This is a genomic window from Faecalibacterium sp. AF10-46 (assembly GCF_003604105.1).
In the GTDB taxonomy this organism is placed as follows: domain Bacteria; phylum Bacillota; class Clostridia; order Oscillospirales; family Ruminococcaceae; genus Faecalibacterium; species Faecalibacterium taiwanense.
Map to the genome: position 1 here is coordinate 96,968 of NZ_QVGY01000009.1, position 13,929 is coordinate 110,896.

12 protein-coding genes are annotated in these 13,929 nt (G+C 57.7%); 4 read left to right on the top strand and 8 right to left on the bottom strand.

What is annotated here, in order from left to right; genetic code table 11:
- Nucleotides 1-20: 20 nt before the first annotated feature.
- Nucleotides 21-1,499, top strand: a complete 1,479-nt coding sequence (locus DWV57_RS10465) for a UDP-N-acetylmuramoyl-L-alanyl-D-glutamate--2,6-diaminopimelate ligase (RefSeq protein ID WP_097777439.1) — start codon at nucleotides 21-23, stop codon at nucleotides 1,497-1,499.
- A 58-nt stretch (nucleotides 1,500-1,557) separates the two neighbouring features.
- Here the strand turns inward: DWV57_RS10465 and DWV57_RS10470 are convergent, their stop codons facing one another.
- From DWV57_RS10470 to serC, 4 genes are all read right to left on the bottom strand, one after another.
- Nucleotides 1,558-3,660, bottom strand: a complete 2,103-nt coding sequence (locus DWV57_RS10470; protein ID WP_207666257.1) for a heavy metal translocating P-type ATPase — start codon at nucleotides 3,658-3,660, stop codon at nucleotides 1,558-1,560.
- Nucleotides 3,661-3,804: 144 nt separating this feature from the next.
- Entirely contained in the window at nucleotides 3,805-4,086 is a 282-nt protein-coding gene (locus tag DWV57_RS10475) for a DUF6110 family protein (protein WP_005944105.1), read from the bottom strand.
- 448 nt (nucleotides 4,087-4,534) lie between these two features.
- The gene (locus DWV57_RS10480; RefSeq protein WP_120020745.1) at nucleotides 4,535-5,695 is read right to left on the bottom strand and encodes a phosphoglycerate dehydrogenase; all 1,161 of its coding nucleotides are present in this window, start codon (nucleotides 5,693-5,695) and stop codon (nucleotides 4,535-4,537) included.
- Between the two features lie 15 nt (nucleotides 5,696-5,710).
- Nucleotides 5,711-6,793: a 3-phosphoserine/phosphohydroxythreonine transaminase gene (gene serC / locus DWV57_RS10485; protein ID WP_120020767.1), complete on the bottom strand. Its 1,083-nt coding sequence runs from the start codon at nucleotides 6,791-6,793 to the stop codon at nucleotides 5,711-5,713.
- A 331-nt stretch (nucleotides 6,794-7,124) separates the two neighbouring features.
- On the opposite strand from serC, the gene DWV57_RS10490 reads away from it, so the two are divergent.
- The 3 genes from DWV57_RS10490 to DWV57_RS10500 all read left to right on the top strand — a co-directional run bounded on the left by DWV57_RS10490 (nucleotide 7,125) and on the right by DWV57_RS10500 (nucleotide 9,383).
- Nucleotides 7,125-7,547 carry a BlaI/MecI/CopY family transcriptional regulator gene (locus DWV57_RS10490; RefSeq protein ID WP_118528643.1) on the top strand — a complete coding sequence of 141 codons (423 nt, stop codon included), beginning with the start codon at nucleotides 7,125-7,127 and terminating at the stop codon, nucleotides 7,545-7,547.
- Nucleotides 7,548-7,562: 15 nt separating this feature from the next.
- Nucleotides 7,563-8,723: a 23S rRNA (uracil(1939)-C(5))-methyltransferase RlmD gene (gene rlmD, locus DWV57_RS10495; RefSeq protein ID WP_120020746.1), complete on the top strand. Its 1,161-nt coding sequence runs from the start codon at nucleotides 7,563-7,565 to the stop codon at nucleotides 8,721-8,723.
- Between the two features lie 144 nt (nucleotides 8,724-8,867).
- A complete protein-coding gene (locus tag DWV57_RS10500) occupies nucleotides 8,868-9,383 on the top strand; it encodes a hypothetical protein (protein WP_120020747.1) in 516 nt (171 codons plus the stop codon).
- A gap of 58 nt (nucleotides 9,384-9,441) precedes the next feature.
- Here the strand turns inward: DWV57_RS10500 and DWV57_RS10505 are convergent, their stop codons facing one another.
- From DWV57_RS10505 to DWV57_RS10515, 4 genes are all read right to left on the bottom strand, one after another.
- A complete protein-coding gene (locus tag DWV57_RS10505; RefSeq protein ID WP_005944142.1) occupies nucleotides 9,442-10,323 on the bottom strand; it encodes an aldose 1-epimerase in 882 nt (293 codons plus the stop codon).
- Nucleotides 10,324-10,326: 3 nt separating this feature from the next.
- Nucleotides 10,327-10,491: a hypothetical protein gene (locus tag DWV57_RS14565; RefSeq protein WP_005944144.1), complete on the bottom strand. Its 165-nt coding sequence runs from the start codon at nucleotides 10,489-10,491 to the stop codon at nucleotides 10,327-10,329.
- A gap of 77 nt (nucleotides 10,492-10,568) precedes the next feature.
- Nucleotides 10,569-12,059, bottom strand: coding sequence for an altronate dehydratase family protein (locus DWV57_RS10510; RefSeq protein ID WP_097777444.1), 1,491 nt, complete (start codon nucleotides 12,057-12,059; stop codon nucleotides 10,569-10,571).
- 85 nt (nucleotides 12,060-12,144) lie between these two features.
- Entirely contained in the window at nucleotides 12,145-13,659 is a 1,515-nt protein-coding gene (locus DWV57_RS10515) for a tagaturonate reductase (protein ID WP_120020748.1), read from the bottom strand.
- Between the last annotated feature and the right edge of the window lie 270 nt (nucleotides 13,660-13,929).

Here is a 13,929-nt window from a genome sequence, read left to right on the forward strand (position 1 = left end):
TTTTGAGGAGCGTGTGCAGTATGAAACTGGAACAGTTACTGGAAGGCGTGCCCTTTACCCTTGCGCAGGGCAGTCTGGACACCGAGATCTCGGATATCATCTACGACAGCCGCAAGGCGGCACCGGGCCTTTTGTTCGTGTGCATCGTGGGCACCCAGCGTGACAGCCATGAGTTTGCCGCCGACTGTGCGGCAAAGGGTGTCAGCGCACTGGTCATCCAGCACGACATCGACCTTTCCGCCATGCCGGGCGTGACCGTGGTCAAGGTGGAAAGCAGCCGCTATGCCATGGCTCTGATGAGCGCGAACCTTTTCGGCAACCCGTCCCGCCAGATGACCATGATTGGCGTGACCGGCACCAAGGGCAAGACCACTACCACCCACATGATCAAGAGCGTGCTGGAAGCTGCAGGCCGCAAGGTGGGCATGATCGGCACCAACGGCATTTATTATATGGGCCGCCACAAGGATACTGCCAACACCACTCCGGAAAGCTACGAACTGCAGAAGACCTTTCGGGAATTTCTGGATGCAGGCTGCGACACCGCGCTGATGGAGGTTTCCAGCCAAGGCCTGATGATGGACCGCGTGGCTGGTGTGCACTACAATGTGGGCGTGTTCACCAACCTTTCGCCGGATCACATCGGCCCCGGCGAGCACAAGACCTTTGAGGAGTACCGCAGCTGGAAGGGCCAGCTGTTCAAGCGCTGCGACGTGGGCGTGGTGAACATTGACGATGAGAATACCGAAGCACTGCTGGAAGGCCACACCTGCCGCCTTGTCACCTATGGCCGCGCTGAGCAGGCGGACTACCGCGAGACCGGCTTTGAACTGCTGCGCACCCACGATTTTCTGGGCGTGAAGTTCCATGTGACCGGCAAGGACGAGATGGATGTGAAGGTGAACATGCCCGGTGAGTTCAGCGTGTACAACGCGCTGGCAGCTCTGGCGGTGGGCAAGGTGCTGGGCCTGCCGGATCAGGCCATCCACGACGGCCTTGGCAAGTGCGTGGTCAAGGGCCGCGTGGAGCTGGTGCCCATCAGCAAGAAGTTCACCATCCTGCTGGACTACGCCCACAACGAGGTGTCCACAGAAAGCCTGCTCACCACTCTGCGGGCCTACAAGCCCCACCGTCTGGTGGTGGTGTTCGGCTGCGGCGGCAACCGCTCCAAGCTGCGCCGCTACGGCATGGGCGAGATCTGCGCCAAAATGGCCGATTTCTCCATCCTTACCGAGGACAACAACCGCTTTGAAAAGGTGGAGGACATCCTTGCTGATATCCGCGTGGGCATGAACAAGGGCAACCCGGACGCAAAGTTCGTGGAGATCCCCGACCGTCTGGATGCACTGCACTACGCAGTGGATCACGCGCAGGAGGGCGACCTGATCGCCGTCATTGGCAAGGGCCACGAGACCTACCGTGACCGCGAGGGTGTCAAGACCCCGTTCCTGGAGCGGGAGCTGCTGGAAGAGTATGCACAGCAGATCGGGCTGGAATAACAGATAAAAAAATAACGCCGTGTCGAATGTTCAGACACGGCGTTATTTTTTGCGGTAATTATGCTTTCAGCTGCGGAGCCTTGTTCTCCGGCAGGAGATTGGTCATGCTCTTCAGGCTGATGCCGATGGTGGAGAGATTATGCAGCATGGCAGAGGAGGCCGGCTGCAGGATGCCCAGAGCACCCAGCGCGATGAGGGCCGAGTTGAAGGTGAGCACGAAACGGTAGTTTGCATGCACGCGCTTTTGCAGAGAGTTGGCGATGGCCTTGAGGGCCACCAGCTCCTCCAGACTGTCGGCTTTGATGGTCACGTCTGCGATCTCGCGGGCGATGGCAGCGCCGGAGTTGATGGCAATGCCAATGTCGGCAGCGGACAGGGCGGGGGAGTCGTTGATGCCGTCGCCGATCATCACCACGGTGTGGCCCTCGGCCTTGGCCTGCTGGACGAAGTTTGCCTTATCCTCGGGCAGCACCTCGGCAAAGAAGCGGTCCACGCCCACCTGCTTTGCAATGGCGGCAGCGGTGCGCTCGCTGTCGCCGGTCATCATGACGGTGTTCCGGATGCCCAGCGCACGCAGACCGTTCAGCACAGCCGCAGCTTCCGGGCGCAGCGGGTCGGAAATGCAGATCACGCCCACCAGCTGCCCGCTGGCAGCCATGTACAGGTGCGAATACGCGGGCTTGAGGGCATCGAACTTCTGCTGCTCGGCTGTGGGGATGGTACACTTTTCATCCTCAAAGACGAAGTGGTGGCTGCCGATGACCACGCGCTGGCCGCCCACGCGGCTTGCAATGCCGTGGGCCACGATGTACTCCACCTCGGAGTGCATCTCTTCATGGGAAATGCCGCGCTCCTTGGCGGCACGCACCACGGCGTTGGCCATGGAATGGGGGAAGTGCTCTTCCAGACAGGCGGCCAGCTGCAGAACTTCGCGCTCGTTGCAGCCGGAGAAGGAAACCACATCCACTACCTGCGGGGTAGCGCGGGTGAGTGTGCCGGTCTTATCAAACACGATAGTGTCGGCCTGAGACAGCGCTTCCAGATATTTGCCGCCCTTGACGGTGATGTGATAGCTGCCGCACTCGCGCATGGCGGAGAGGACGGCCAGCGGCATGGACAACTTGAGCGCACAGGAAAAATCCACCATCAGGCAGGAGATGGCGCGGGTGGCGTTGCGGGTGAGCAGATAGGTGACCACCGTTGCGCCCAGACACCAGGGCACCAGCTTGTCGGCCAGCACCAGCGCACGGTTCTCGGTGCTGGACTTGAGCTTTTCGGATTCCTCGATCATGGCCACGATCTTGTCGTAGCGGTTGGAACCGCCCTCAGCCTTGGCGATAAAGACGCACTCGCCCTCCTCCACAACAGTGCCGGCATAGAGGGTGGAGCCCTCTGCCTTGCGCACCGGCATGGACTCGCCGGTCAAAGCAGCCTGATTCACCATGGCTTCGCCTTCCAGAACGGTGCCGTCCAGCGGGATCATGTTGCCGCTGCGCACGACCACCTCATCGCCGGAGCGTACTTTGGTCAGAGGCACCAGCACTTCGGTGCCCTGGCTGCGCACCCACACCTTGTCCACGTTCAGGGCCATGCTGCGGGCCAGATCGTCCAGACTCTTCTTGCGGGTCCACTCTTCCAGCAGAGAGCCCAGGTTCAGCAGGAACATCACCGACCCGGCGGTGGCAAAGTCGCTGCGCAGGATGGACACGCCGATGGAAAGAGCGTCCAGCACTTCCACTTCCAGTTTGCGGTGCAGCGCGCAGCGCACACCCTTCCAGAGAAAGCGGATGGAGCGGAAGGCGGTGTAGGCAGCGTCAAGGGGCGCGGGCAGGAACAGCTTGCGCAGGCAGCGGCCTGCCACCAGATCAAACATCTTATCCTGATATTCACGGTTCAGCCTGCGGCTGTCGGCGGAGGTGACCAAAGCGTCATACTCGGCCACATCGAACTTATAGCCTGCCAGAATGGCAATGGCAGCGGTGCGCTTGCCGGTATAGGTAATGACCACATCGCCGGTGCGCTCGTAAACGGCGGCATGGACGATGGCATCTTTGTGGTTCAGATATGCTTCCAGCACATCGGCACGGTGCAAAGTCATGCGGACGTTTTCCACATGCACACGCATCCGGCCTTTGCCTTCATGCAGAATGGTACATTTCATATATCAAATATCCTTCTCTATCTTTTTGCCGCAGCGTCAGGCTGCTATACCCTGCACGCCTGCGGCCCCACTCTCACAAAAAAGAGCCGCCCGAAGGCGGCTCGAAAGCCACGTTGGGGCTTTCAGTGCTTTACGAACCGAAAATTACTCAGCGGTCTCTTCGGTGGTCTCCTCGGCGGCATCTTCGATCACAGCAGCCTCGGCTTCAACAGCACGAGCCTCGTTGATGGCCTTTGCATCGGCCAGAATGTCACCAGCCTGCTCCTGAACCTTGCTGACGGTTTCCATGGTGGAGTCCTTCATGCGCAGCACGGCAGCAGTGGTCTGGGTGTAGACCTTCTTGGCATCCTTGCTGGACAGCAGCTTGAAACCGGCAGAGCCGAACAGAGTACCGGCGGCGAACAGTGCGATCTTCTTGATATCCATAGTAACTTCCCTACCTTTTCTATTTCCTGTCAGAGGCCCTGCACCGCAGGACCTGTAAGATGAATATACCGGCCCAAAAGCCGGAGAACAGGGTGGACATTTCCCTTCTGTCGAGCCTATTGTAGCACAGAATTTACCATTTTCAAGCTTTTTCTTGAATGTTAATACATGTAAACTTTTTACGATGTGTAGTTAGAAAAAGCTATCTCTAACGCGTTTTTTAAGACAAACTACAGTTTGTAAATAGAAACTAACCGGCAGATGGGACGAGAAAGAATTTCCAGTTTGTAAAAAATCCTGGTTTGGAAATGCAGTTTGCCGCTACGGCCCTTCTCTGTGAAAAAGCAACCCGGAAAAATCCGCAGACTTTTCCGGGTTGCTAAAATAAAAATTGTTTTCCGCTGAAGATGCCAAGAGCGACGCGGCGGACATTTTAAACCGTTTTGCTTTACAGGATGCGCACCCGGACCACGGCGGGGATGGCAGCCAGCTTTTCGGCCAGCTTCTTGTCCACAGCACCGGTGGCATCCAGCATGGTGTAGGCCATGTTCTTCTTGCTCTTGTTCACCATGTTCTCGATGTTCAGGCCGGCTTCGGTGGTCAGGGCGGTGATCTGGCTGATCATGCCGGGCTCATTTTTGTGGATGATGCAGATGCGCTTGCCGCCGGCTCTGGGCTGGTTGACCTCCGGCATGTTCACCGAGTGGATGATGTTGCCGTTCTTCAGGTAGTCGCTCAGCTCCTTTGCAGCCATCACGGCGCAGTTGTCCTCGGCTTCCGGGGTGGAAGCGCCCAGATGGGGGGTGCACACGATGCCGGGCTTGCCCAGAATGGCCTCAGACGGGAAGTCAGTCATGTAGCCGGACACCTTGCCGGTCTCCATGGCTTCCAGCAGGGCTTCGGTGTTCACCAGTTCGCCGCGGGCGTAGTTCAGGATCTTCACGCCGTCCTTGCACAGGGCAAGGGTCTGGGTGTTGATGGTGTCCCTGGTGGTGGGCAGGTAGGGCACATGGATGGTGATGTAGTCGCACAGGGGCAGCATGTCGTTCAGGTTCACGCAGTGGTGTACCTGACTGCTCAGGTTCCATGCGGCATCAATGGAGATGTAGGGGTCGTAGCCGTAGACCTCCATGCCCAGCTCAATGGCGCAGTTGGCCACGCGGGAGCCGATGGCACCCAGACCGATGACACCCAGCGTCTTGCCCTTGATCTCGTTGCCCACGAACTGCTTCTTGCCCTTTTCCACGGTCTTTGCCATGGCAGGGTCACCGGCAAGGCCCTGACACCACTGGGCAGCAACAGCCACATTGCGGCTGCCGGCGATCAGCATGCCGATCACCAGCTCGGCCACAGCGTTGGCGTTGGCACCGGGGGTGTTGAACACCACGATGCCCTGCTCACTGCAGCGGTCCAGCGGGATGTTGTTCACGCCGGCACCGGCGCGGGCGATGGCCAGAAGATTGTCGTTGAAGGCGGTATTCAGCATGTCGGCGCTGCGCACAAGGATGCCGTCCGGGGCATCGGTGTCCACAGCCACCTCAAACTGCTTGTTGTTCAGCTTTGCCAGACCCACCGGGCTGATGGCGTTCAAAGTTTTGATCGTATACATATCTGAATTCCCCTCTTATGCATTTGCCTTGCGGAACTTCTCCATGAAGTCCACCAGCTTATCCACGCCCTCGGCAGGCATGGCGTTGTAGATGGAAGCGCGCATGCCGCCTACCAGACGGTGGCCCTTCAGGTTCACGAAGCCTGCTTCTGCAGCTTCGGCGCAGAACTTCTTGTCCAGATCTGCATTGGGGCTGGTGAAGGTGACGTTCATGGTGCTGCGGTAGCGGTGCTCCACAGGATTCGTGAAGAAGCCCTGACCGTCCAGATAGTCGTACAGCACCTTGGCCTTGGCTTCGTTGATCTTCTGCATGTTGGCAAGACCGCCGATGTCGTTTTCCAGATACTTGAGCACCAGACCGGTCATATAGATGCACCAGCAGGGGGGCGTGTTGTACATGCTGTCCTTGCCCAGCAGGGTGGTGTAGTTCATCATGGTGGGCACATTGTCGGCGGCATGGCCCAGCAGGTCGTCGCGGACGATGGCAATTGCCATGCCGGCGGGAGCTACATTCTTCTGCACGCCGAAGTAGATGCAGCCGTACTTGGTCACGTCCACCGGCTTGGAGAGGATCATGGAGCTCATGTCTGCTACCAGAGGCACATCCTCCACCTGCGGCACCTCCACGAACTGGGTGCCGAAGATGGTGTTGTTCTGGCAGATGTGGATGTAGCTGGCATCCTTATCATAGTTGATGGCGTTCACGTCCGGGATGTAGGTGAAGTTCTTGTCCTTGCTGGAAGCAACGATGTTCACCTCACCGAATTTGGCGGCTTCCTTGGCGGCAAGGTTCGAGAAATTGCCGGTGACAAGGTAATCTGCCTTGCCGGTGGTCATGAAATTCAGCGGGACCATGGCGAACTGCTGGGTCGCACCGCCCTGAAAGAAACCGACCTTGTAGTTGTCGGGAATGTTCATTACCCGGCGCAGGGTGGCCTCGGTGTCCTTGATGATGGCATCGAACCACTTGCTGCGGTGGCTCATCTCCATCACGCTCTGACCGCTGTCGCCATACTCGAGCAGCTCTGCCTGTGCCTGCCTGAGCACCTTCTCGGGCAGCATGCTGGGGCCTGCGCTGAAGTTGTAAACTCGTGCCATAATGAACTCTCCCTTTCCTGTATCGCACAGCACCGCGGTTTTTTGCGGTGCGTTCTGTTGATTGCTGTAGCCGTAGTATACCGGTTTTGCAGGGATGAAAACAAGAGCATCTTTGCACAAAGATACGGCGCAAAAGCCCCTGTGCGGGCACAAAGCACACAAATGTCCTTGATAGAAAAACAAAAACAAAGACAAATGTAAAATAGAGCTGAAAAAGCCTGATTCCATCGGCGTTTCCGGCTCTTGCGCTTTGGCGCAGAAATTGGTATAATCATAAAACAAAGACAAACGTAAAAGCAAAAAAGATGCCAAAAGGAGGGAGAACAGCAGGATGTATGGCATCCCGGACAGTGTAAAGCCGCTTTCGGCGGCAGAGGAGCAGGTGATGCTGGCGGTGTGGGCCTGCCGTGCGCCCGTCACCCGGCGGGATATCGACGCAAAACTGCGGGCGAAGGGCTGGGCACCGGCTACCGTGCTGAACTTTCTCTACCGGCTGGAAGAAAAGGGCTGGGTGAAAAGCGGCAAGGATGGCAACCGCAATACCTACACTCCGGTCATCACCCAGCGCGCCTACAACGTGTGGAGTATGAGGGAACGGCTGGATACCCTTTTTGGAAATGATCTGGCCGCGGCGGTGCGCGCGCTGGTCAGCGAGAGCGGCTGCGGCCAGAGCGAGCTGGAACAGGCCATGAAGGTGCTGGAGGAAAAGCATCTGGAAGCGGAAGAATATGATCTGTATGACCCTTATGGGTAAAAAGGAGAACGGAAGATGGATTGCAAACTGCGTGCCAAAAACTGCGGCGGCTGCCCGATGCTGGGCATGGACTACGCCGCACAGCTGAAGCAGAAAGAAGAGACCGTGAAAAAGCTGCTGGGCAGATTCGGCCCGGTGGAGCACATCCGGGGCATGGAAACGCCGTACCACTATCGGAACAAGGTGATCTCCACCTTTACCACCGGCTGGGGTGGAAAACTTACCTCCGGCATCTACGCGGCAAACAGCCACAAGGTGCTGTCGGTGGAAAGCTGCCTTTTGCAGGACGAAGTGCTGGATAAGACCATGCTGGCCGTGCGCGCAGCGGCGGGCATCTGCCATTACCAGCCTTTTAATGAGGATAAGGGCACCGGCCTTCTGCGTCACTGCCTGCTGCGGCGCGGTGTTATGACCGGGCAGGTGATGGTGGTGCTGGTGACGGCTCAGCCGGTGCTGCCGGGTGCCAGAAACTTTGTCAAAGCCCTGCTGACCGAGGCAGAAAAGCAGAGTGTGACCATCACCACCATCGTCCAGAACGTGAACGACCGCAAAACCAGCGTGGTGCTGGGCGATATGGAAAAGGTGCTGTACGGCAAGGGCTTCATTCTGGACGAGCTTTGCGGCAAGACGTATGCGCTCAGCCCGCGCAGTTTTTACCAGATCAATCATACCCAGACCGAAGTGCTGTACGGCCTTGCGGTGGACGCGGCGCATCTCACCGGCAAAGAAGTGGTGCTGGATGCCTACTGCGGCATCGGAACCATCGGCCTGACCGCCGCCGACCATGCAAAGCAGGTAGTGGGCGTGGAGGTGAACCGCGAAGCGGTGCACGATGCCATAGGCAATGCAAAGCACAACGGCGTGAAGAACGCCCGCTTCTTTGCCGCCGATGCCACCCGGTGGATCGGCGAGGCTGCCGCCGCAGGCGAGCGGGCAGACGTGATCTTTATGGACCCGCCGCGGGAGGGCTCTACGCCGCAGTTTATCGAAAGCGTGGCCCGCATGGCCCCGAAACGTGTGGTCTATGTGAGCTGCAACCCGGTCACACTGGCCCGGGATCTGGAGCTGCTGACCCGGAAGGGATATAAAGTGGAGAGCAGCACGCCGGTGGATATGTTCCCCCACAGTGAGCATATCGAGGTCGTGTGTTCGATGGTTAGATTCAAAAAGCATTGATCTAATGTGAAGTAGGGTGAACCGTTTTATGTATTCTGTTACACAGCGTATAAAAATGATCCAGCAATATGAAGGAAAATAAGAAGACCTGTGCAGTCTGGTGAAAAATAACAACACAAATAGCACAGAGAAAAGGAGCATCCCATGAACGCAAATATCAATTATGATGAGATCCCGGATACCAGTGCCGTGCAGGAGGATCTGCTTGCGGCGCTGAGCAGCCAGCATATGACCGTGCACACGAATGAGGAGCCGGACTTCGACTACATGGAAAACGGGGATGTGGCTTTTGTGGTCAAGAATCCGCACAGCGAAGAGGATCTGCTCATTGAACTGGGCGGCGAGTTCTCGCTCTTCTTCGGCCTGTGGCATGGGCAGTACAAGGCCGTGGAGTACGACTACGACCGCATGAAGAAGGACATTGCAGCCATTCTGGCGGGCAATGCCGGTGCGCTGAGCCTGTATGCCGACGGCAGGTGGCAGGGCAGCGCCCTCTGCCCGGAGAAGGTGTCTGCTGATGCCGACATGGAAAAGCTGCTGGAACGCTGCTGGCAAAAGCAGGAGCCGAAGGAAAAACTGCTGGCACAGGGCGGCAGGGTGGAACTGCTTTATTGGGACCCGGCGGAAAATAAGAGCTTTATGATTCCGGCAAAGAACTGAATTATAACAAAAAGGACACACCACAACGGTGTGTCCTTTTTGTTATACGATATGAAGCTTAGACCTTCTCGATGGTGATGCTCCAATCAGCGGTCATGGCCTCGTCCGGCTCCAGCACTTCGTGCTTGCCTTCCTCATTGACGCTGTTGGCCCAGCCGTTCCACGGCTCCATGCACACAAAGCTCTCGGCATCCTGCTGCCACAGCACGGCGTGGTCGAAGCTGTCGTCGGCATCCACAGTCACCTTGTGGCCGCTGCCGCTGTCGGTGAGGGTCATGGGGAACTGCACGCCGGTCAGCAGGCGCACGCTGTTATCGGCACCTTCCTTGCGGGTGAGGGTGATCTTTTCCGGGGCAGCGGGCTGCTCGCCCTTGGCGCTCTCGGAACAGGTGGCGCACTTGATATCGAAGTCCACATTCTCCAGCTTGGAAGCCTTGAAGTAGGGGTGGAAGCCAAAGCTGAAGGGCATGTTGGTGTCGCCCTCGTTGATCACGGTCATGTTGATGGCGGCAGTGTTGCCCTCAAGGTTATAGTTCATCAGCACGGTGAAATCGAAGGGATAGAGGAACTTGGTCAGCGGGGTGGACTCCAAAATCAGGGTCACGCCGTCCGGGCCGACGCTTTCCACATCCCATGCGCACAGGTCGGCAAAGCCGTGGTTCTCCATGGGGTATGCCTTGCCGTCAAAGATGTGCACGCCGTTATCCGGCAGGCCGCAGTTGGGGAACAGCACCGGCACGCCGAAGCGGGGACGGTTGCACTCGGAAAAATTGGGGTGGCGGGTCCAGATGTACTCCTCGCCGTTCAGGGAGAAGCCGGTGATCATGCCGCCGCGCTCCGGGGTGATGACCAGCTCGGTCTTTGCCTCGGCATCGGTGATAACGTACTGCTCATAGCAGGCACCGTTTTCGGTGACATAACGGGTGGTGATCTGATTCATAGTTCAGTCCTCCTTATGTTTCTGGTTCTGTGCCAGTTTTTCAAAATAATAATCAATACCATAGCGGATGAGATATTTTATGACCCTTGCAATAACGGCCACGATAGCGGCAAAAATGCCGCCGTAAAGCAGAAACGCATAGATCATCATGCGAGTGGTCATAGCCATAAAAACACTTCCCTTCCGTTTTCATGCACAAAGAGGCTGCCGTACAGCCAAAGTGCCATACAGCAGCCTCGAAACGATCACAGAACGACACCGTCCTTGAAGATGGAGATCTCGCGGAAGCCGTGCTTCTCGGCCTTGGTCTGCTCACCGCTTGCAACGCGGATGACCAGATCCAGCAGATCCTTTGCGGCCTCGTCGATGGTCTTTTCACCATCTGCGATCACGCCGGTGTTGAAGTCGATCCAACCGGACTTCTTCTGAGCCAGCGGAGTGTTGGTGGAGATCTTCAGGGTGGGAGCCGGGGCCGAGAACGGAGTGCCGCGGCCGGTGGAGAACAGGATCAGGTGTGCGCCTGCGGCGGTCATGGCCGTGGCAGAGACCAGATCGTTGCCGGGGCCGTACAGCATGTTCAGGCCCTTGGTGACAACGGGATCACCGTAGCCGATCACGTCCATGATGGGGGCGGTGCCGCCCTTCTGCACGCAGCCGCAGCTCTTGTCTTCCAGCGTGGTGATACCGCCCTGTTTGTTGCCCGGAGAGGGGTTATCGTAGACCACCTCGTTGTGGCTGATGAAGTAATCCTTGAAGCCGTTGATCATGTGCTCAGCCTTGACAAAGACGTCATGGTTGATGCAGCGGTCCATCAGGAAGCCCTCGGCACCGAACATCTCGGGTACCTCGGTCAGCACGGTGGAACCGCCGCGCTGGCCCATCATGTCGGAGAAGCGGCCGATGGTGGGGTTGGCGGTGATGCCGGACAGGCCGTCCGAGCCGCCGCACTTCATGCCCACCACCAGATCGGACACGGGGATAGGCTCACGCTTGAACTGCCCGGCATAGGCAGCCAGCTCCTTGAGGATATCGCGGGCAGCGGTGAACTCGTCGTCCACCTCCTGACAGGTGAGGAACTTCACACGGTCGTGGTCGTACTCGCCCAGCTCTTCCACGAACTGATCGTGCTGCAGGTTCTCGCAGCCCAGATGCAGCACCAGAACGGCGGCAGCATTGGGGTGGCGCACCAGCGCAGCCAGCAGCTTGCGGGTCTGTGCATGGTCGTGGCCGGTCTGGCTGCAGCCGAAGGGATGGGTGAAGGTGTACAGGCCCTCGATGGAGCCGGTGACCAGATCCTGATTGTCGGCAACGATCTTCTTGGCGATGTCGTTGACGCAGCCCACGGTGGGGATGATCCAGATCTCATTGCGGATGGCGGCACGGCCGTCCTTGCGGCGGAAGCCCATAAAGGTCTCTGGCTCGACCTTGGGCAGGGGAGCCAGATCCGGGGCGGGGTTGTAGCTGTACTCTACCTCACCGGACAGGTTGGTGTGCACGTTGTGGGTGTGCATCCAGCTGCCGGGAGCGGCGTCAGCGGTGGCGTGGCCGATGGGAAAGCCGTACTTGATCACGTTCTCACCGTTCTTGATGGGCTTCACGGCCATCTTGTGGCCCTGCGGAATGTCCTCCAGAGCGGTCACGGCAAGGCCGTCCACTTCCACCAGCGTGCCCTTGGCAATGGGGTGCAGGGCAACGACCACGTTGTCGATGGGGCTGATATGAATTGCCTGCGGCATAGTAGTTCTCCTTATCGTATCGCACAAAAGGGCTGCTGCCCAAAGCAGCAGCCCTTTGTTGTGCGGGTAGGTTGTTTTTTCAGGCTTACAGGCAGCTCTTGTAAGCAGCCTCGGCACCCTGAGTGCGGATCATTTCCAGATCAGCCAGAACAGCGGCCTCGAGACCCTCGATCCTGGTCAGATCCTGATCCCACATCTGGGTGTTGGTCAGCACGGCGTGCACCAGCTGAGCAGCGGTGTCGTCCTTGTGTGCATAGTAGAAGTCCAGTGCCCATGCGTCATCCTGGATCTTGTAGGTGTTGCCGGCAGGACGCTTGCAGATCAGGCCGTCCTCGGTGCGCTCCTGAATGTCGCTGGAATAGAAGGCAATGTAGGCTGCCAGAGACATGGTCAGGCACTTGGGCAGCTGCTTCTGCTCCTCGATGTAAGCCAGGAAGGAAGGCATGTTGCGGGCCTTCCACTTGGAGGTGGAGTTCAGGGAGATGCTCATCAGCTCGTGGTTGACGAAGGGGTTGTTGAAGCGGTCCTCAACAGCGGAAGCAAACTCTTCCAGATCCTTCTTGTCCAGCGGCAGGGTGGGAATGATCTCCTCGTGCAGCATCTTGTTCATGAAGCCGCGGATGGTGTCGTTGTGCATGCAGTCACGCACGATGTCGAAGCCGGCCAGATATGCGCCCAGAACGAAGCCGGTGTGTGCACCGTTCAGGATGCGGACCTTGCGCTTCTTGTAGGGGGTAACATCGGGCACGACCATGACGTTCACGCCGGCCTTCTTGAACGGCAGCTTGTCCTCCAGCTCAGCGGGGCCTTCGATGACCCACACGCCGAACACTTCGCCCACGTCCAGAGCGGCATCATGGTAGCCGTTGGCCTCTTCCATGGCAGCCAGTTCCTTGGGATCGCGGATGCGGCCCGGAACGATGCGGTCCACCAGAGTGGAGCAGAAGGTGTTTGCGTTGTTCATCCAGTCGATGAAGGCAGGCTCCAGATTCCAGTCCTTGGCGTAGTTGTTGCAGCACTTCTGCAGCTCCTTGCCGTTGTTGTCGATCAGTTCGCAGGACAGGATGGCCAGACCCTTGTCAGCAGCACCGTTGAATGCCTTGTAGCGCTCGAACAGCACGCGGGTCAGCTTTGCGGGGAAGCTGTTGGGAGGAACCTGATCGAACTGGCTGTCACCCTGCGTGTAGGCGATGCCGGCTTCAGTGGTATTGGAAACGATGGTCTCGAGATCCTCAGAGCGTGCCAGCTCCAGCACTTCGTCCCACTTGCCGTCGATGTAGGGGCACACACAGTCGGACACGCAGGAGATCACGCGCTTTGCATCGACCTTCTGGCCCTTCTCACTGCCGCGCAGGTACAGGGTGTACAGGCCTTCCTGCTCGTTGATCCAGTCTGCCATCTGGGGGAAGTTGCCAATGGGCTGCACCAGCTTGACCTTGCCGTTGTAGCCAGCCTTCTCGTTTGCAATATCGTAGAAGTAGTCCACGAAAGCACGCAGGAAGTTGCCCTCGCCAAACTGCATGACCTTGACGGGTGCATCCTTCAGGATGTAGCCGTTATAGCCGGTGCCTTCCAGAACCTTGTAGTTCAAAGTTTCCATCTTGTTGATCTCCTTTATAAACTTGCTTTGCTCACCAGAAGGCCGCTTTGCCTGCCCTCTGTTCCTTACCCCTATTTTATGCTGTTGTATACAAATAAGTCAAGAGCTTTGTGCAATATTTTTAGCCCTAAGGTGACGATTTGGGGCATTTCCAGCGAAAAGCACAATTGTGTGCTAGAAAATTTGTCACTTTTTCAGTTGTATACATGCGCATTTTCCGTTATACTAAAGGTAAGACAAACCTGCCCGTGCAGGCGGGTGTCCCGTTGT